The organism is Rossellomorea sp. GCM10028870 (assembly GCF_042666755.1).
Classification (GTDB): Bacteria; Bacillota; Bacilli; order Bacillales; family Bacillaceae_B; genus Rossellomorea.
The window spans coordinates 1-18,470 of the sequence record NZ_JBHTGN010000002.1 but is presented as its reverse complement, the minus strand read 5'-3'; the positions used below and the strand labels follow the sequence as shown (position 1 = coordinate 18,470).

Here is an 18,470-nt window from a genome sequence, read left to right as displayed (position 1 = left end):
CTAACATCTTAGAAAGGAGTAATCACTTGGATAGTATCAAACGCTACCTTCAATTTGTAAAACCTTATCGGTGGCAAATTATCGGTACATTAATTATAGGTATTATTAAATTTACGATTCCCTTATTGATTCCGATTTTAATCAAATATGTCATTGATGATATAGTAGGGGCTTCTGGCTTATCTGCGGAAGAAAAGACCGATCAATTACTGATGATCATGGGGATCATGCTTGTCCTTTTCTTACTTGTAAGACCGCCTGTAGAGTATTATAGGCAATACTTTGCTCAGTGGACGGGTAACAAGATCCTGTATGATTTGAGGGATCATTTGTTTTCACATATTCAACGACTAAGCTTTAAATATTATTCGAATACAAGAGCGGGGGAAGTCATTTCCAGGGTCATCAATGACGTTGAGCAAACGAAGAATTTCGTGATCACCGGACTGATGAATCTATGGCTCGATGCGGCTACCATAGTCATTGCCCTCTCCATCATGTTTACGATGGATGTTTCGTTAACACTTGTTTCTCTTATAGCGTTTCCTTTCTATGCTTTCTCCGTCCGTTATTTCTTTGGAAGACTTAGAGGGTTGACGAGAGACCGTTCTCAGGCATTGGCGGAGGTTCAAAGTCATTTACACGAACGGGTCCAGGGGATGGCCGTCATAAAGAGCTTTGCTGTTGAAGACTACGAACAGAAACAGTTTCAGGATCAGAATAGCAATTTCTTAACCAAGGCCTTGAAGCAAACAAGCTGGAATGCGAAAGCGTTCGCGGTTGTGAATACTATTACGGATATTTCTCCATTAATCATCATTGGATATGCTGGACTGCAAGTCATTGATGGAGATTTGACCATTGGTACGATGGCTGCCTTTATCGCATATATCGATCGTCTTTATGGTCCGCTTAGACGACTGGTGAATTCTTCAACAACCTTGACTCAATCGATCGCTTCCATGGACCGTGTATTTGAGTTCATGGATGAGAAGTATGATATTGATGATGAACCAGGTGCGATTCCTTGTAAAAATGTACGCGGGGATATTCATTTTAAAAATGTTTCCTTCCGCTATGAATCTGAAGAGGAGGAGGTACTGCGTAATCTCAACCTTGATATTAAAACGGGTGAAACCGTTGCTCTGGTCGGGATGAGCGGAGGAGGGAAATCATCCTTCGTCAGTCTGATTCCCCGGTTCTACGATGTTACAGATGGTGAAATTCTTTTAGATGGTACGGATATCAGAAGATTTCAGGTGAGATCATTGCGGGACAATATCGGAATGGTTCTTCAGGACAATATTCTCTTTAGTGAATCGGTCAAGATGAATATTAAATTCGGTAATCCTGATGCGACGGATGAAGAAGTAATAGAAGCTGCCAAGGCGGCGAACGCACATGATTTCATCATGAAATTACCTCAAGGCTATGACACGAAAGTAGGGGAACGAGGCGTGAAACTATCGGGCGGACAGAAGCAACGTGTCGCGATTGCCAGGGTATTCCTTAAAAACCCGCCGATACTCATACTGGATGAAGCAACGTCAGCTCTTGATCTGGAAAGTGAACACCTGATCCAGGAATCCCTTGAAATCCTGGCGAAAGATCGGACGACCTTCATAGTCGCCCATCGTCTATCAACGATCACTCATGCTGATAGAATCATTCATATGGAACACGGAGAAGTTGTCGAAATGGGGACACATGAAGAGTTGATGGCGAAGCAGGGCCATTATTATAAACTGTTCCAAGTACAACAGCTTGATCAATAAAATGTAAAGTCATGACTTATCACGATACATGTGATAAAAGTCATGACTTTTTTTGTATATCAAAAAAATATATCGAACTTATTGCAGGTGTGTCGTGAAGAAAGTAGGGCTAAATAACTTTATCTGGAAGGAATGAAAAGAATATTTGGACATATATTGAATTGAATTAGGAATGAAAGAGCATATGAATTTTGTGTGGAAAAATTCTGAAAATAGATTGCAACATTTGTAACATCTTGTATAATAAGAAACATATAAAATTTAGAAAATAAGCACTATTAAGAAAAGAGAGATAGTTTCGAAGAGGAGGATTTGAATGAGCGAAGCGCGTCCTTTACTAAAAGTGGAAGATTTAAGGACCTCCTTTTTTACTGATGACGGAGAAGTTCCTGCAGTCGATGGAGTTAGTTTTCATGTGAATGAAGGGGAGGTGCTCGGGGTCGTCGGGGAAAGCGGATGTGGTAAAAGTGTTACATCCCTATCCATCATGGGCCTTGTGCCGAAACCACCGGGGAAAATAGTAGGTGGAAAGATTCTTTATAAAGATGAAGATCTGACACAAGCATCGGAAAAGCGGATGAGAGATATCCGGGGTAATGATATAGCGATGATCTTCCAGGAACCGATGACATCTTTAAACCCTGTTTTTACCATAGGTGATCAATTAACGGAAGCAATACGGATACATACGAAGGTTGGAAAGAAACAAGCAAGAGATAAAGCAATCGAAATTATGAAGATGGTAGGTTTGCCGAGATCGGAAGAGTTGATCAATGAATACCCGCATCAGCTATCAGGCGGTATGAGACAAAGGGTCATGATTGCCATGGCAATGGTCTGTGATCCACGTGTGTTGATAGCAGACGAGCCGACAACCGCTCTTGATGTGACGATTCAGGCCCAAATTTTAAAATTGATGAAACGATTAAATAAAGAGCTGAATACAGCGGTCCTCTTGATCACTCATGATTTGGGAGTTGTAGCCGAAACATGTGAACGAGTGGTCGTTATGTACTCAGGTAAAGTGGTGGAAGAGGGTACGGTAGAAGAAATCTTCAAGAACCCGCAGCATCCTTACACGAAAGGTCTGATTCAATCCGTACCGGACATGAGAATCAAGCAGCAGCGATTGCATTCAATTCAGGGGAATGTTCCTAAACCGGGATCCATCAAGACCGGATGCCGGTTTGCAGCCCGCTGTGATTATGCCTTCGATCGCTGTTTAGTCGAAACACCGGAATTATATGAAACATCACAAGGACATTGCACACGATGCTTCCTGTTCGATGAAGTGGAGGAGGGAGTTTATGACGGAACCGTTGCTAAAGGTTGAGAATCTTAAGAAACACTTTCCGATTACAGGAGGAATTCTTGGACGACCTGTCAGTTCGGTAAAAGCGGTAGATGGGGTTTCTTTTACCGTGAATAAAGGAGAGACACTTGGGATCGTAGGAGAAAGCGGATGTGGAAAGTCGACGACGGGCAGGATGCTTATGAGACTCATCGATCCATCGGAAGGAAAGGTGACATTCGAGGATCGAGAACTTACCAGTCTATCAAACTCAGAAATGAGAAAGATTCGCCGGGAAATGCAAATGGTCTTTCAGGATCCTTTTGCTTCCTTGAATCCAAGGCATACTGTTGAGCAGATTCTCGAAGAACCATTAAAGGTCCACGGAATGGGTTCAGCGAAGGAAAGAAAAAAGAGGGTTCATGAACTACTCAATATTGTTGGGTTAAGCAGTTATCATGCAAAACGTTATCCACATCAATTCAGTGGTGGACAAAGGCAGCGAATTGGTATCGCCAGAGCACTTATGACAAACCCAAAACTCATCATTGCCGATGAGCCTGTGTCAGCTCTTGACGTATCCATTCAGTCCCAGGTCCTGAACCTGATGCAGGATTTGCAAAAAGAGTTCGGACTCACCTATATCTTCATTGCGCATGATTTAGGTGTAGTTAGACATATAAGTGACCGGGTAGGCGTGATGTACCTCGGAAAAATGGTAGAGCTGAGTAATAGTGAAACTCTCTATGAAAAACCGCTTCACCCATACACCCAGGCACTACTATCAGCGGTACCGGTGCCGGATCCTGATTTCAAAAGAGAAACAATTCTCTTGCAAGGGGATATTCCGAGCCCGTCCAATCCACCGAGTGGTTGTACATTCCACACCAGGTGTCCGCATGCTACGGAGATATGTAAACAGAAAGTGCCGGAATTCAAGGAACACCAACCAGGGCATTATGTAGCTTGTCATCTTTACTAGAAGGCAAGTCTCATAAGTATATAAACATTATTCAGGAGGGGATTTAGTTGAGAAAAAAAAGCTGGTCAATTTTAATGCTGCTCATCCTACTCGTATCATCCGTTCTTTACGGATGTGGAGGGAATGAAAGCTCTTCAGGCGAAGGCAGCGATAGTAAAGATAGTGGCGATCCTAAAGTATTGATCTTTGGTCGCGGAGGGGATTCAGTAGCACTTGATCCTGCTGCGGTTACGGATGGTGAATCATTTAAAGTAACAAAGAATATCTTTGAAACTCTAGTTGAATTTGGTGAGCAGGATACAGAACCAAATCCAGGATTAGCTGAAGAGTGGAAGGTATCTGATGATGGTTTGACGTATACGTTCACACTTCGTGAAGGGGTCAAATTCCAAGATGGTACAGACTTCAATGCTGACGCAGTCGTGAAGAACTTCGAGCGTTGGATGAATGGAAATGAAGAGGCATTCTACTACTATAAATCTATGTTTGGTGGATTTAAGGGTGATGAAGGTCATGTTATCAATGAGGTAAAAGCGGTTGATGAGAAAACCGTTGAGTTTGTCCTTAAACGTCCACAGGCTCCGTTCTTAAAGAACATTGCGATGAGCCCGTTTGCGATTGTAAGTCCTAAAGCTCTTGATGAGTTAGGTGATAAGTTAGGTGAAGCACCGACTGATGCCGGAACAGGTCCTTTCAAGTTCAAAGAGTGGAAGCGTAATGACAAAATCGTTTTAGTCAAGAATGAAGACTACTGGAAAAAAGATCTACCGAAATTAGATCAAGTTGTCTTCAAATCAATTCCTGAAAACTCTGCACGACTTAACGCGCTGGTTTCTGGTGAAATCGATCTTGCAGATGGTATCAATCCAAGTGATGCAGCCCAAGTTGAAGGTAATGACCAATTACAATTATTCGAACGTCCTTCTATGAACGTTGGATACTTAGGGTTAACATCAACTCGTAAACCTTTTGATAATCCAAAAGTACGTCAAGCGATCAACTATGCAATCAACAAGCAGGAAATCATTGACGCATTCTTCGAAGGAAGAGCAGAAGTAGCGAAAAACCCAATGCCTCCAGTTATTGGGGGATACAATGACGCACTTGAAGGATATGAATACAATCCTGAAAAAGCCAAGGAACTTCTTGCTGAAGCAGGACTCGAAGATGGATTCGAAATGGAATTATGGGCAATGCCTGTTCCACGTCCATACATGCCGGATGGTCAAAAAGTAGCTGAAGCGATTCAAGCCGACCTTCAAGAAGTAGGGGTGAAAGCGAAAATCGTATCTTACGAGTGGGCGACATACTTAGAAAAAGCCCGTAACGGAGAAGCGGATGCATTCTTACTTGGATGGACTGGTGACAACGGTGATGCAGATAACTTCCTATATGTATTACTTGATAAAGACAATATCGGAAGCAACAACTACACTTACTACAGCAATGATGAGCTTCATGAATTATTAATTGCTGCTCAATCTGAAACAGATCAAGCAAAACGTGAAGAGATGTACAAACAGGCTCAAGAAATCATCCATGAAGATGCTCCTTGGGTACCTCTGGCGCACTCTACACCATTATTGGCTGGTAGTGCGGCTGTGAAGAACTTCCAACCGCATCCAACCGGATCTGACTTCTTAGGTTCAGTAGATATGGAATAATCGTAATAAGATTCAACCTAGGGGAGATGAGTTTTAATCTCCCCTTTGTACATACAAAAGCGGAGGCGGCTCGTTCAGCCCCGACAAGCATAAGGCGAGCTTGCACGAAAGGCGTTTTTTGCCTTTGGGGCAAGATTGACTTATGACCTCGAGGGGCTAGCCGCCGTAGCTGGACAAAAAGAAAAGCGGAGGCGGCTCGAACAGAGCATGTAACGTGAAAACGATTTAAGCAAGCTACCAAGAATACTAGAATCTCCTTTCAGAGAGGTGAACAAAATGTTCCAATACACCATACGAAGATTACTTCAATTAATACCCGTATTATTAGGGATGACCTTTATTGTATTCTTTATCATTCGTGCGATACCAGGGGACCCCGCCCAGGTGATCTTGGGTCAACAGGCTTCTAAGGAAGCCATTGAGCAGCTTAGAGGTCAGTTAGGTCTTGATAATGCCTGGTATGTTCAATATTTTGAGTATCTAAAAGGCCTTTTAACAGGTGATTTAGGCAGTTCCATTCGTACTAAAACAGAAGTTTCAAATGAAATCTGGCCGTACTTGGCCGCGACAGCAGAATTGGCGATTGTAGCGATCATCATTGCCGTGGTCATAGGGGTGAATGCGGGTATTATCAGTGCCTGGTTCCAAAACTCGTGGTTTGATTATACAGCTATGATCCTGGCTTTGGTCGGGGTGTCCATGCCGATCTTCTGGCTTGGTTTGATGGAGCAGTGGATCTTTGGTATTCAACTTGACTGGCTCCCGACCACAGGAAGGGAAAACATCCGAAATCCAATCGATGCCATTACGAATCTATATATTATAGATACCATCATACAGGGGCGTTTCGACCAATTAGGTGAAGTGCTGAGGCATCTGATCCTTCCGGGGATCGCACTTGCTACGATTCCAATGGCGATCATTGCCCGTATGACCCGTTCAAGCATGCTTGAGGTGATGCGTTCCGATTATATTCGAACTGCCCGTGCCAAGGGTTTGAAGATGTTCTGGGTGGTGTACAAGCATTCTCTTAAAAATGCCATCATTCCAGTACTGACGGTAATCGGTCTGCAAATGGGGCTCCTATTAGGGGGAGCGATATTGACTGAGACAATCTTTGGATGGCCTGGAATTGGTCGCTATATTTATGAAGCGATCGGCTTCCGTGATTATCCTGTTGTACAGTCCGGCATTCTCGTAGTCGCAACGATCTTTGTCACCATCAACTTAATTGTCGATTTACTATATGCCGCAGTCGATCCGCGCATTAAATACAACTAACATCAATAGAAGAAAGAGGTGAACTCTCATGGCAGAATTAGCAGAACCACAAAAGGAGCTTCATCCTTCCCTGCAGGAAGAAACGGTTTCTCCTTGGAAGGAAGCGTGGAAAAGCTTTAGAAAAAACAAAATAGCTTTAGTCGGATTTTTCATCGTGCTTTTCTTTGTCGTCTTAGCCATTGCTGCACCCGTCATCGCCCCACAAGGCATCAATGAACAAGATTTATCGAAAAGACTTCAAGCTCCATCTTCCGAACATTGGCTCGGAACAGATGACTTTGGGCGGGATATATTGTCCAGAATTATTTATGGGGCACGAATTTCATTATGGGTAGGTTTCTTTGCAGTTATCGGTTCCGCAGTAGTAGGAAGTCTACTTGGTATCGTGGCAGGTTATTATGGAAGATGGGTGGATACGATCATCTCACGAATCTTTGATATTATGCTTGCATTCCCAAGTATCCTGTTAGCGATCGCTGTTGTAGCTGCTCTTGGGCCATCCCTGAGAAATGCTTTAATTGCCATTGCGATTATCAATATCCCAAACTTTGGACGACTCATTCGGTCACGGGTGTTGAGTGTAAAGCAGGAAGAGTATGTTATGGCTGCTAAAGCCATTGGGATGAAAGATAGCCGTATTCTATTGAGTCATATCCTTCCTAACAGTATGGCGCCGATCATTGTACAGGGAACCCTTGCCATTGCGACTGCTATTATTGAAGCAGCGGCACTTGGCTTCCTTGGTTTAGGAGCTCAAGCCCCTCAACCGGAATGGGGGAAAATGCTGGCTGACGCACGTACGTTCATGCTGCAAGCCCCTTGGACAATGATCTTCCCTGGACTTGCCATCATGCTGACGGTACTGGGATTCAACTTGATGGGGGACGGACTTCGGGATGCCCTTGATCCTAAGATGAAAAACTAAATAGAACAATAAAACGGAGCAAAGGCATTAACATCCTTTGCTCCGTTTTCTATTTATTCTTCTTCTTCCCCGATCATCACTTCATTGTCTTCTTTATGATACGATTGAAAGCTTGTGATAAGTTTTTCCAGATGCTCTAAATGCTCATCGTATTCAAAGATAGCCGAGAAAATATGAAGCAGATGGAAGTTATGAATATTTTCATCTTTACTATGCTGTTTTACTTCCTGGATCATGATATTCATCAGTTCTTTCCGATGCATGCACACATCCTGCTGAGCTTCAGACTCTGCATGTGGATGCATTTTACCTAAGAACTTCAATAGAAGCTGTTCGTGGTAAGTAAGGAGACAATCGAGCTGGCCTTTGATAACTCCCCGTAATTCATCCGGTAACTGAAAGATTTCATTTTCATACCGGTTCAATCGCTTCAAAATGTCAAAGCTACGATTCGTTGATGAAATCATCTGACGGAAAATCACAAGCTTACGACTTTTGACAATCGAATTTTTCTTAAAATAATCTCGTTCTTCTTTATAGAGAAGATACAATTGATCGACCTTTATAAGCTTTTCTTTAATACGCTCCAAGTCTTTTTTTAAGAGGTGGAACTCTGTTGCGTGCCTTGAACTTAATCGAATCCACTTTAAGATTTCTTCTGTTGAATCAGATATTTTATGATATAGCTTCGTTTCGTATTTCGGCGGCAGGAAAATCAGGTTAATAATGAACGATGAGAATACCCCGATCATGATGGTTGAGAAGCGGATGAATGCAAATTGAATAAAATCCTGATCCGTCACTTCCATAATCGCGATCAACGTTACCAGGGCAAGACCAATCGTGTTTTGCAACTTTAGTTTAAGAATGATGGCAATGGCTATGACAGCAGCAAGACCTACAATAAGTGGATTGCTACCGAATAAGAGAACGAAAATAACAGCAATCCCAGCACCGATCAGGTTCGCTTGAATCTGTTCGATGATCGATAGATAGGAGCGATAAATGGTGGGCTGTACGGCAAAGACCGCCGCGATTCCAGCAAACACTGGAGAAGGTATACCCAATAGCTGCGATACAAGTAAAGCTAATACAATCGCAATTCCCGTTTTTAGGATGCGAGCACCAAGTTTCATGGAATTAGGATCCTTTCTTGTGTAACGTATTTATAAACAATACTGTACTATACATGTACTTACAAGTAATATCAATAGGCAAATCTAAATAAGTTTTTACAGAATATGTACCTTTTTGTAGAGGGGGATAAACAAATCACAGCAGGCGGAATTCTTCTACAGAATGAATAAATATGCCGGGAAGGTAAGAGTTATTCTGAAAATGGTAAAAAAAAGACTGCCCAACGCAGGTGGGACAGTCTTTAGGTTATTCTATTATAATTGTGCGAATGCACGATCGACTGCATCGATCGTTACTTGGATATCTTCTTCTGTATGAGCGGTCGTAATGAACCATGCTTCATATTTAGAAGGAGCCAGATTGATTCCCTGATTAAGCATCAGCTTAAAGAACTTCGCAAACATTTCCCCATCGGTCGCTTCAGCTTGCTCATAGTTTTCCACTTTTTCTGTAGTAAAGTAAAGTGTGAGAGCTCCTTTTAATCTGTTAATGGAGATTGGTGCGTTATGTTTTTCAGCTGCTGTAAGGATCCCCTTTTCAAGCATTTCTCCGAGTTTATCAAGTTTCTCATATACGCCTTCTTCTTTTAACACTTCAAGGCAGGCAATTCCTGAAAGGATGGAGGCGGGATTTCCTGCCATTGTACCTGCTTGATAGGCAGGACCTAACGGAGCGACCTGTTCCATGATTTCTTTCTTCCCGCCGTACGCCCCGATTGGAAGACCGCAGCCGATGATTTTCCCCAGCGCCGTCAAGTCAGGCTTTACCTTTAACATATCCTGAGCCCCGCCGTACATGAAGCGGAATGCCGTGATGACTTCATCGTAAATCACAAGGCTTCCTGCACTGTGTGCAATTTCATTTACCTGTTCTAAGAAGCCTTCTTTCGGCTCCACAATTCCGAAGTTCCCAACGATCGGTTCAACGAGCACTCCAGCAATTTGATCTCCCCATTTTTCCATTGCTTCTTTAAAGGGTTCGATGTCATTAAAAGGAACGGTAATGACTTCCTGGGCGATGCTCTTCGGAACGCCGGCAGAATCCGGGGTGCCGAGAGTAGAAGGGCCTGAACCTGCAGCGACAAGTACCAGATCGGAATGACCATGATAACATCCTGCAAATTTAATGATCTTATCTTTTCCTGTGTAAGCTCGTGCTACCCGTATCGTCGTCATGACGGCTTCCGTTCCTGAATTCACGAAACGTACTTTATCCATGTATGGCATTGCTTCTTTAATCATTTTCGCGAATTTCACTTCATGACGGGTAGGCGTTCCGTATAGGACACCGTTTTCTGCTGCGGATTTGATCGCTTCTGTGATATGTGGGTGAGCATGACCGGTAATGATAGGACCGTATGCTGCCAAGTAATCGATGTATTTGTTCCCATCTACATCCCAGAAGTATGCGCCATGTCCTCTTTCCATCGCCACCGGAGAACCTCCGCCTACTGCTTTATATGAACGGGATGGACTGTTCACGCCTCCGACGATATGTTCCAGTGCTTCTGTATGTAAAGTTTCTGATTCAGTGAATTTCATGTTTACCTCCTGAAAAAAATGTATTTGATTATCTGGTAAGCTACCACTCTATTGTAGTACGCCTATTTGTACTTTAGCAAATAGGGAATCATTGGACACATTTATTTTCAAGCAGACTGTTCAAAGGGAACCTGTTCTCTGTGGTACACTATTCTTTGTTTGTAAAAGAGGCACCAATACTTATCGATTATAGGAGGACGCAGCATGAATGCAATCGAAGTCAATCATTTGCGTAAGGAATTCAAGGCTTTTTCCAGTCGTTCCGGATTAAAAGGGGCATTCAGGGATTTGTTTACGCGTAATTATAAAATCGTTCCTGCGGTGAATGATATCTCATTCAATGTGAAGCAGGGAGAGATGGTCGGATACATTGGTGAAAACGGTGCAGGGAAGTCCACCACCATCAAAATGCTGACTGGGATCTTGACACCAACCGGTGGAGAGCTGACCGTCAATGGAATGAATCCTCACCGCGACCGGGAAAAATTTGTTCAGACAATCGGGGTTGTGTTCGGACAGCGTTCACAGCTCTGGTGGGATATCGCGGTTCAGGAATCCTTTCAGCTTTTAAAGAAAGTGTATAAAGTGCCGGATCAGCAATACCAGGAACATATGGATCATGTCATAGAGACGCTGGATATCGCACCGCTTCTGGACAAGCCTGTCCGTAAATTATCCCTGGGACAGCGGATGAGATGCGAGTTAGCGGCGGCGCTAGTTCACAATCCGCCTTTGCTATTTCTTGATGAACCAACGATCGGGTTAGACGTTCTAGTGAAACTGAAAATCCGTCAATTTTTAAAAGAAATCAATGAAAAGTACAATACGACGATTTTGTTAACCACACATGATTTATCTGATATTGAAGCTCTTTGCGAAAGGGTCGTCATGTTGGATGAAGGAAAAATCATTTATGATGGTGCACTGAGTCAGCTGAAAGAGAACTGGGGAGACCAAAAGGAAGTCGTGTTTCAATTTCTTGATGATACGTCACTTACTGCTTTATCCGACCTTACTGGAAATCAGAATATCTCCTGGTCTTTCGATGAGAAAAAACAGAGCTATTCGGCTTTAACTGAAGCGGATGATGAAGTAATCTCACAACTGATAACGAAAGTCGTGGCGAACTTCAAAGTGAAAGACATGAAAATAGAAGAAACGACAACAGAAGAAATCATTCGAAACATCTATGAAAAAGGAGCTGTAACAAGATGAGTAATGGAATAGAAGCCATCATTCCATTTAATAGTGAGCTCCAGTGCGAAGGAGGGTATCATGGCTAAGTATATTGAAATGATTCGCATCCGCTTTCTCATGATGCTGGCATACAGAACTAATTATTATAGTGGAATATTAATATATAGTATCAATATAGGTGCTTACTATTTCTTATGGCAGGCTATTTACGGTGGAAAGCAAGATATAGAAGGGTTGTCAATCATTCAAATGACCACCTATGTAGCCGTTTCCTGGATGGCCAGGGCCTTTTATTTTAATAATATTGACCGTGAAATCGCTCAGGAAATTAAAGAAGGAAAAGTGGCTGTTGAATTTATCAGGCCCTATAACTATCTTGGGATGAAGACGATGCAGGGACTCGGAGAGGGAATCTTCAGACTGTTATTTTTCTCGTTCCCGGGAATGATTATTGTCAGCCTCATCTTCCCGCTTCAATTCGGTACAGGATTAGATACATTGGGCTTATTTGCGATTTCAATCCTGTTTAGTTTCATTATCAATACACAAATCAATTTGCTGACGGGGATCACGACCTTTTTCTTATTTAATAATGACGGTCTCATCCGGGCGAAACGAGTGGTCATTGATTTGTTCTCCGGCTTATTGCTTCCGATTCATTTTTTCCCGCTTTGGGCGCAAAATGTGATGGGATACTTACCGTTCCAAAGTATAAGTTATGTTCCCAGCATGATTTTCACCGATGGCTTTACTACTTCTGAATCATTCAATGCGATACTTATGCAGGGCGTATGGTCATTGGTTCTTCTCATACCTATCAAGATACTCTGGGTCATGGCAAAAAAACAAATGATTATTCAAGGAGGGTGACCGATGTTTTATGTGAAGATGTTTTTTCAATACGTCGCCCAATATATGAAGATCAGACTGCAATACAGGGCCGACCTGGTTGTGGAGATTCTTTCTGATTTACTGTTTCAGGCAGTTAACCTCGTATTTATCCTGGTCGTGTTTGGCCATACTCAGCTGTTGAGCGGCTGGACAAGAGACGAAATTATTTTCATCTATGGTTTCTTCCTGGTCCCGTTTGCACTATTTAGTTCGTTCTTCAATATATGGGACTTTAACGACAGGTATGTGGTCAAGGGAGAGTTCGACCGGATACTGACCCGTCCCATACACAGCTTGTTTCAAATCATCTTAGAGCGAATGGAACTGGAGTCGCTTTTCGGAGTGATCACGGGCCTTTCGGTTATGTTTTACGCCGGGGGAAGACTGGATATTACCTTTGAATGGTACGAACCCATTTTATTTATCCTTTTTGTCATTGGGGGAGCTCTGGTGTATGCAGGGATCTTCATCGCCCTTGCCAGCATCGGGTTCTGGTCGGATGCGAAAACGTCGATCATGCCGATGATGTACAATATCGGAAACTATGGAAGATACCCCGTTGATATCTATAATAAAGTGATTCGTTTCGTGTTAACGTGGATTCTTCCATTCGCGTTCGTTGGAGTCTATCCATCTGCCTTTTTCCTGGAAAAGACGGAATGGTATCCATACTCGTTTCTGACTCCTTTTGTGGGCATCGGATTTTTTATCTTCTCGATCGTGTTATGGAATGAAGGAGTGAAACGATACAGGGGTGCAGGTAACTAGAATGATTCTGAGGTATAAAGCGTACATATACTAAGACAAGCAGAAAAAAGAGGGTATGTACATGCTTTATATCATTGGTTTTTTCATTCTGTTCTGCATGGTGATGAGTTTACGGGCTTTATTTTATCCTTCCAGATGGAAAGAGCATCACGTTTCATTTCATCACTTTATCTTCCTGGGGATGAGTTATATCACGATCATGATCGGATTTGGCCTTCTGTTTACACTCCTTGAGCTTGAAGGGGTTCCGATTCTCGTTGAAGGAGGGAAACCTTTAACCGGAGACTTTCTCGATCATTTCTTTACCACAATGTATTTCAGTGGCATCACCCTCTTCTCAGTAGGGTACGGGGATGTCACACCTATTGGGATCGGGAGAGGAATTGCCCTCATTGAATCATGGCTGGGTTACACTATCCCTGCGGCCTTTGTCGTGAAATCATTCCTAAACTACGAAAACAAGTAGCGTATGGTTTGAGTTTTTTCCTGCTTTTGGGTACGCTAAAGTCAGAATACTATCCAATGGAGGGGAAGATACATGACAGTTGGTCAAAAAGCACCGGAATTTGAATTACTTGCAAGCAATGGAGAAAAGGTGAAGCTTTCGGATTACCAGGGAAAAAACGTGGTCCTTTATTTCTATCCAAAGGATATGACACCTGGCTGCACGACAGAAGCATGTGATTTCAGGGATCAGCATGAAAACTTCGAAAATCTGGATGCCGTTATCTTAGGAGTGAGCCCGGATCCTGTTGATAAGCATGAAAAGTTTGTAGACAAGCATGGATTGCCATTCCTTCTTCTTGTAGATGAAGATCACAAGGTGGCAGAGGAGTACGGCGTGTGGAAGCTGAAGAAAAACTTCGGGAAAGAATATATGGGAATTGAACGTTCCACCTTCATTATCGATAAAGAAGGAAACCTTTCAAAGGTATGGAGAAAGGTGAAAGTGAAGGGACATGTGGAGGAAGCTCTGCAATACATTCAAGAGAACCTTTCCTAAGCCTATTTTCAAGCCTATTTTAACTGGGTCGAGGCTTTTGTCCATTCACAAAGCGTGTAAGGACATATAGTAAGAGTAGGGCAACCTCCTCAAATAAGTCAGTCTCATCCGTGTAGAAGGATCGACCATGTCGGTCCTCTTTTTTTTATGCCTCAAGGATGCTAAAGCTAGGGCGATTGCTCTCCCGTATGGTAAAATAATGGGTAATAGTGATGGGAGGCAGCCACATGAAAATCATCTTTACATTTCAACCCAAGGAAGAATTCGTCTCAGACATGAAAAACAGCTTCCCTGCGGTTGAATTTCTCTTTTATAAAAAAATCAAAGAAGCAGAAAATGAACTTCCAAACGCAGAGGTGATTGTCACTATGGGTGAAGACCTAACGGACGACCACATTGAAAAGAGTGCGAAGTGCAAATGGATCATGGTCACTTCGGCAGGACTGGAAAAAATGCCATTTGAAGCCATCAAAAAAAGAGGCATCCTGGTGACCAATGCAAGGGGAATCCATAAAATTCCTATGGCTGAGTTTACAATCGGATTAATGCTTCAGTATGCAAAACAGCTTCAAGCGGTATTGAAACAGGAAAGCGATAACGTGTGGAGCCGAAGACTTCCGACCGCAGAACTTCATCAAGCTTCTCTCCTTATACTCGGAGCGGGAGCGATTGGAGGAGAAATCGCCCGGTTGGCCAAAGCGTTTCACATGAGAGTGAGTGGTGTGAACTCCAGCGGATCGCACGCGGAACACTTTGACAGCATGTTCACACTGGAAACATTCACAGAGCAGCTGCAGCACGCAGATTACGTCGTATCCGTTCTCCCCAGTACTGCTAAAACGAAGCATCTCCTAAAGGTTGTTCACTTTGAACAAATGAAGGACACGGCTGTATTTATCAACATAGGCCGCGGTGATTTGATAGAAGAATCCGTTCTTCTTGAAGCGAATGAAAAGAAGTTGATCGGTCATATGTATCTTGATGTGTTTGACAAGGAACCACTACCCAAGGATCATCCTTTCTGGCAGAATGAAGGGATAACGGTGACACCTCATCTATCCAGCATCACAAAAAAATACATGCCAAGAGCACTTGATATTTTTAAAAAGAATTTAACTACATATAGTAAGAAGAGTGGAAACTATATTAACGTGATTGATGCAGAGAGGGGATATTAGGATGAAAATATATACAAAAACGGGAGATAAGGGAACGACGTCTTTAGTATATGGAACGAGAGTGTCAAAAAAAGATCAGCGTGTAGAGGCATACGGGACATGCGATGAAGCAAATTCCATGATTGGTTTAGGTCTAAGCTACCTTAAAGCTGAATACTTTGATGGAAAAGAAAAGTTTGAGGAGTTCTTTCATAAGGTACAAACCATTCTCTTTCATGTTGGAGCGGAACTGGCTACTCCTGCAGGGAAAGAAGTGAAATGGAAGCTTGAAGAATCACATATTAAAGAACTGGAAGAGCAAATCGACTTTCTTGATGGCGCCCTTACGCCCCTTAGCAATTTCATCCTTCCTGGAGGTCAGCCTGCTGGAGCTGCATTTCACACAGCCAGAACAATCGTGAGAAGAGCCGAAAGAGAAGCGGTTGGCATTGATGAAGACATTAATCCGTTGGTCCTTTCTTATCTGAACAGACTTTCTGACTACCTTTTCGTTGCAGGCCGCTATATAAACCAGCAGCTCGGGGAACAAGAGAAAAACTTACACGAGTAACTAGGGAGAAAGATTGACAAAAGGGACCGATGATTAGTACACTATTTATAAAGATTATAAAATAATAATTCTTATGAAAAGAGGTGCATGACGATGTCTGAAGAAGGACAATTAAAAGAAGCGATTTCGACATTGAAGGAAACGGGAGTCCGTATTACTCCTCAACGTCATGCGATATTAGAGTATCTCATTGATTCAATGGCTCATCCAACTGCTGATGATATATATAAAGCACTTGAAGGTAAATTCCCGAACATGAGTGTCGCTACTGTTTATAATAACTTACGCGTATTCCGTGAAGTAGGCTTAGTGAAAGAGTTAACCTACGGTGATGCCTCCAGTCGCTTTGACTTTGTGACAACGGATCATTACCACGTCATCTGTGATGGCTGCGGTAAAATTGTTGACTTTCATTACCCGGGACTGGATGAAGTGGAACAACTGGCTTCCCATGTCACTGGATTTAAAGTGAACAACCATCGTATGGAAATCTACGGAACATGCGCTGACTGCTCTACAAAGGAAACCCACTAGATAAGAATGGTTCTTCCCGTAGAACCATTCTTTTATTTTACAAAAAAGACCTTCAATAGAAGGTCTTTTCTCATGCAGGTTTATCTCTTCTTTTTATTATAACCCTCATCAAACTCTTCGCCTTCTAAGTTCGGATCAAGAGTTAATGGTTCATTACAATACATACACATATCTACACGCCCAAGGACCTTGGTGACTTTTCCGCAATTAGGACATGTCACTTGCACGGCCTTAGTGGAGAGCATCCCGATCCAGAAGTAAACAACTGTGCTTCCGATGATTCCCAGAAAACCCAGCAGCATAAATGTTGTCATAACCCATGGATGTTCTCTAAAATATATACCTACGTACATAATGATAAATCCGATGAAAACCAAGCTTAAGGCAAACGTTCGGATTTTATTGATTTTACTCGAATATTTCTTAGCCATTTGTTTGTCCCTCCTAAAAAAATACTATACCATATTTGGTGTAATAAGAGGGATGCGAAACCGTTTTGTCGAAAAATGACTATATTCAGAGAAGGAAATCCCCTTTGAATGTCGAAATAGTAACCAACCAATGAGTGATGTGGAGGAGTATGAAATGGAAGACATTTTACGACCGTTATACCAAGAGCGTACTAGTCACCCCAATACTTTAGGAGCGCTTTTAATAGAACAAAGCAAGAAATCCAGCCCGTTGACAGATACTTTTGATATTGTCCTTTTTCTAGTTGTGAAAGAAGCTGAAGAACCAGTGTTCATTAAGCACTATTCCTATAAAGAGCAAAAGGCAGCCTTACATATCGTAACGGAAGCTAAGCTGAATGAGTGGATCTTACTCGGGTCCAACCGCAAAGTAATCGATTGGCTATTCAATGGTAAAGTACTGTTCGATCGCAACGAATATATTCATAATCTTAAAACAGAGTTAAGAGATTTCCCCTTCTATGGAAGAAAGATCAAGATGGGTATGGAATTTGCCAAGTTGATTCGTCGTTACATGGACGGTAAGGAATTCTTCGAAAGTAAGCATTATTTAGATGCCTACAATCACATCGTTCATTCATTGCATCATTTAGCAAGGCTCGCGGTCATCGAAAATGGATTTCATCCAGAGGTAACAGTATGGAACCAAGTAAAACAAATCGAGCCTGAGATTTATAAACTATATGAAGAGCTTGTAACAAGCGATGAAGAAATTGATAAACGACTTGAGCTGCTGTTTCTGGCAAGCGAGTTCCTTATCCACTCAAGAACGAAGGTTTCGACGGAACATCTATTGAACATCCTGGACCAAAAAGAACACTGGACGTTCCAGGATCTTCTTAATCATCAAGAGGCCAAACATTATTCAGTGGATTTAAGCATGCTCATCGAATATCTGACAGATAAAGGATTCGTTGAAATCGTAGATGTGGAGACAAAGGGACAAGGGATTTATCATCGCTATTACCGAGCCGTAAAATAATTATAGTGAAATATTAATTTTTCGTTGACTTCATTTTAAAACCTTGTTATATTAGTAAATGTCGCTGCTGAACGACGACAACGAGCGGGCAGTGGCGACTTGAAAAAAACTTAAAAAGTTGTTGACATAAACTCCACAACTTGGTAAGATAATAAAGTCGCTTCAAACGAAGCGCTTACACATTGAACCTTGAAAACTGAACAAAACAAGACAATACGTCAACGTTAATTCTAGATTTATTTTTAAAGAGCTATTCAAACTTTTATCGGAGAGTTTGATCCTGGCTCAGGACGAACGCTGG

18 protein-coding genes are annotated in these 18,470 nt (G+C 42.3%); 15 read left to right on the top strand and 3 right to left on the bottom strand.

What is annotated here, in order from left to right:
* Window positions 1-26 precede the first annotated feature (26 nt).
* From ACFQWC_RS10940 to nikC, 6 genes are all read left to right on the top strand, one after another.
* Window positions 27-1,775, top strand: coding sequence for an ABC transporter ATP-binding protein (locus ACFQWC_RS10940; protein ID WP_299745085.1), 1,749 nt, complete (start codon window positions 27-29; stop codon window positions 1,773-1,775).
* A gap of 316 nt (window positions 1,776-2,091) precedes the next feature.
* Window positions 2,092-3,108, top strand: coding sequence for an ABC transporter ATP-binding protein (locus tag ACFQWC_RS10935; RefSeq protein WP_299745087.1), 1,017 nt, complete (start codon window positions 2,092-2,094; stop codon window positions 3,106-3,108).
* Entirely contained in the window at window positions 3,083-4,048 is a 966-nt protein-coding gene (locus ACFQWC_RS10930; RefSeq protein ID WP_299745090.1) for an ABC transporter ATP-binding protein, read from the top strand. The genes ACFQWC_RS10935 and ACFQWC_RS10930 overlap by 26 nt, the downstream gene beginning before the upstream one ends.
* A 74-nt stretch (window positions 4,049-4,122) precedes the next feature.
* Entirely contained in the window at window positions 4,123-5,712 is a 1,590-nt protein-coding gene (locus ACFQWC_RS10925; protein ID WP_377107989.1) for an ABC transporter substrate-binding protein, read from the top strand.
* A gap of 276 nt (window positions 5,713-5,988) precedes the next feature.
* Window positions 5,989-6,993 carry an ABC transporter permease gene (locus ACFQWC_RS10920; RefSeq protein ID WP_299745093.1) on the top strand — a complete coding sequence of 335 codons (1,005 nt, stop codon included), beginning with the start codon at window positions 5,989-5,991 and terminating at the stop codon, window positions 6,991-6,993.
* A gap of 28 nt (window positions 6,994-7,021) precedes the next feature.
* The gene (gene nikC / locus ACFQWC_RS10915; protein ID WP_044339707.1) at window positions 7,022-7,918 is read left to right on the top strand and encodes a nickel transporter permease; all 897 of its coding nucleotides are present in this window, start codon (window positions 7,022-7,024) and stop codon (window positions 7,916-7,918) included.
* Between the two features lie 53 nt (window positions 7,919-7,971).
* Here the strand turns inward: nikC and ACFQWC_RS10910 are convergent, their stop codons facing one another.
* Together ACFQWC_RS10910 and ACFQWC_RS10905 are read right to left on the bottom strand one after the other, a co-directional pair.
* On the bottom strand, window positions 7,972-9,054 hold the full coding sequence (locus tag ACFQWC_RS10910) for an FUSC family protein (protein ID WP_113970037.1): 1,083 nt from the start codon (window positions 9,052-9,054) through the stop codon (window positions 7,972-7,974).
* Window positions 9,055-9,309: 255 nt separating this feature from the next.
* The gene (locus ACFQWC_RS10905) at window positions 9,310-10,596 is read right to left on the bottom strand and encodes a glutamate-1-semialdehyde 2,1-aminomutase (protein ID WP_377107301.1); all 1,287 of its coding nucleotides are present in this window, start codon (window positions 10,594-10,596) and stop codon (window positions 9,310-9,312) included.
* A 204-nt stretch (window positions 10,597-10,800) separates the two neighbouring features.
* Here ACFQWC_RS10905 and ACFQWC_RS10900 point away from each other — a divergent pair, with 204 nt between their 5' ends.
* The 8 genes from ACFQWC_RS10900 to perR all read left to right on the top strand — a co-directional run bounded on the left by ACFQWC_RS10900 (window position 10,801) and on the right by perR (window position 16,717).
* Window positions 10,801-11,811, top strand: coding sequence for an ABC transporter ATP-binding protein (locus ACFQWC_RS10900; protein ID WP_299745104.1), 1,011 nt, complete (start codon window positions 10,801-10,803; stop codon window positions 11,809-11,811).
* A 60-nt stretch (window positions 11,812-11,871) separates the two neighbouring features.
* Window positions 11,872-12,663 (top strand): ABC transporter permease, encoded by a 792-nt coding sequence (locus ACFQWC_RS10895; RefSeq protein ID WP_299745107.1) that lies wholly within the window; start codon window positions 11,872-11,874, stop codon window positions 12,661-12,663.
* Window positions 12,664-12,666: 3 nt separating this feature from the next.
* On the top strand, window positions 12,667-13,452 hold the full coding sequence (locus tag ACFQWC_RS10890) for an ABC transporter permease (RefSeq protein WP_299745110.1): 786 nt from the start codon (window positions 12,667-12,669) through the stop codon (window positions 13,450-13,452).
* Window positions 13,453-13,513: 61 nt separating this feature from the next.
* Complete coding sequence (locus ACFQWC_RS10885) at window positions 13,514-13,918, top strand: ion channel (protein WP_299745113.1); 405 nt, start codon at window positions 13,514-13,516, stop codon at window positions 13,916-13,918.
* A gap of 72 nt (window positions 13,919-13,990) precedes the next feature.
* Complete coding sequence (bcp, locus tag ACFQWC_RS10880; RefSeq protein WP_299745115.1) at window positions 13,991-14,455, top strand: thioredoxin-dependent thiol peroxidase; 465 nt, start codon at window positions 13,991-13,993, stop codon at window positions 14,453-14,455.
* Between the two features lie 227 nt (window positions 14,456-14,682).
* The gene (locus ACFQWC_RS10875) at window positions 14,683-15,633 is read left to right on the top strand and encodes a D-2-hydroxyacid dehydrogenase (RefSeq protein WP_299745118.1); all 951 of its coding nucleotides are present in this window, start codon (window positions 14,683-14,685) and stop codon (window positions 15,631-15,633) included.
* 1 nt (window position 15,634) lies between these two features.
* Window positions 15,635-16,183, top strand: coding sequence for a cob(I)yrinic acid a,c-diamide adenosyltransferase (locus ACFQWC_RS10870; RefSeq protein WP_299745121.1), 549 nt, complete (start codon window positions 15,635-15,637; stop codon window positions 16,181-16,183).
* 93 nt (window positions 16,184-16,276) lie between these two features.
* The gene (gene perR, locus ACFQWC_RS10865) at window positions 16,277-16,717 is read left to right on the top strand and encodes a peroxide-responsive transcriptional repressor PerR (protein ID WP_377107297.1); all 441 of its coding nucleotides are present in this window, start codon (window positions 16,277-16,279) and stop codon (window positions 16,715-16,717) included.
* An 80-nt stretch (window positions 16,718-16,797) separates the two neighbouring features.
* On the opposite strand, the gene ACFQWC_RS10860 is transcribed toward perR, so the two are convergent.
* Window positions 16,798-17,148, bottom strand: a complete 351-nt coding sequence (locus ACFQWC_RS10860; protein ID WP_299745127.1) for a YgzB family protein — start codon at window positions 17,146-17,148, stop codon at window positions 16,798-16,800.
* Window positions 17,149-17,302: 154 nt separating this feature from the next.
* On the opposite strand from ACFQWC_RS10860, the gene ACFQWC_RS10855 reads away from it, so the two are divergent.
* The gene (locus tag ACFQWC_RS10855; protein WP_299745130.1) at window positions 17,303-18,169 is read left to right on the top strand and encodes a nucleotidyltransferase-like protein; all 867 of its coding nucleotides are present in this window, start codon (window positions 17,303-17,305) and stop codon (window positions 18,167-18,169) included.
* The last annotated feature ends 301 nt before the right edge of the window (window positions 18,170-18,470 follow it).

Coding starts and splice junctions, on each gene's coding strand:
- ACFQWC_RS10935 (WP_299745087.1), top strand. CDS start 2,092: ATGAGCGAAGCGCGTCCTTTACTAAAAGTGGAAGATTTAAGGACCTCC.
- ACFQWC_RS10930 (WP_299745090.1), top strand. CDS start 3,083: ATGACGGAACCGTTGCTAAAGGTTGAGAATCTTAAGAAACACTTTCCG.
- ACFQWC_RS10925 (WP_377107989.1), top strand. CDS start 4,123: ATGCTGCTCATCCTACTCGTATCATCCGTTCTTTACGGATGTGGAGGG.
- ACFQWC_RS10920 (WP_299745093.1), top strand. CDS start 5,989: ATGTTCCAATACACCATACGAAGATTACTTCAATTAATACCCGTATTA.
- nikC (WP_044339707.1), top strand. CDS start 7,022: ATGGCAGAATTAGCAGAACCACAAAAGGAGCTTCATCCTTCCCTGCAG.
- ACFQWC_RS10910 (WP_113970037.1), bottom strand. CDS start 9,054: ATGAAACTTGGTGCTCGCATCCTAAAAACGGGAATTGCGATTGTATTA.
- ACFQWC_RS10905 (WP_377107301.1), bottom strand. CDS start 10,596: ATGAAATTCACTGAATCAGAAACTTTACATACAGAAGCACTGGAACAT.
- ACFQWC_RS10900 (WP_299745104.1), top strand. CDS start 10,801: ATGAATGCAATCGAAGTCAATCATTTGCGTAAGGAATTCAAGGCTTTT.
- ACFQWC_RS10895 (WP_299745107.1), top strand. CDS start 11,872: ATGGCTAAGTATATTGAAATGATTCGCATCCGCTTTCTCATGATGCTG.
- ACFQWC_RS10890 (WP_299745110.1), top strand. CDS start 12,667: ATGTTTTATGTGAAGATGTTTTTTCAATACGTCGCCCAATATATGAAG.
- ACFQWC_RS10885 (WP_299745113.1), top strand. CDS start 13,514: ATGCTTTATATCATTGGTTTTTTCATTCTGTTCTGCATGGTGATGAGT.
- bcp (WP_299745115.1), top strand. CDS start 13,991: ATGACAGTTGGTCAAAAAGCACCGGAATTTGAATTACTTGCAAGCAAT.
- ACFQWC_RS10875 (WP_299745118.1), top strand. CDS start 14,683: ATGAAAATCATCTTTACATTTCAACCCAAGGAAGAATTCGTCTCAGAC.
- ACFQWC_RS10870 (WP_299745121.1), top strand. CDS start 15,635: ATGAAAATATATACAAAAACGGGAGATAAGGGAACGACGTCTTTAGTA.
- perR (WP_377107297.1), top strand. CDS start 16,277: ATGTCTGAAGAAGGACAATTAAAAGAAGCGATTTCGACATTGAAGGAA.
- ACFQWC_RS10860 (WP_299745127.1), bottom strand. CDS start 17,148: ATGGCTAAGAAATATTCGAGTAAAATCAATAAAATCCGAACGTTTGCC.
- ACFQWC_RS10855 (WP_299745130.1), top strand. CDS start 17,303: ATGGAAGACATTTTACGACCGTTATACCAAGAGCGTACTAGTCACCCC.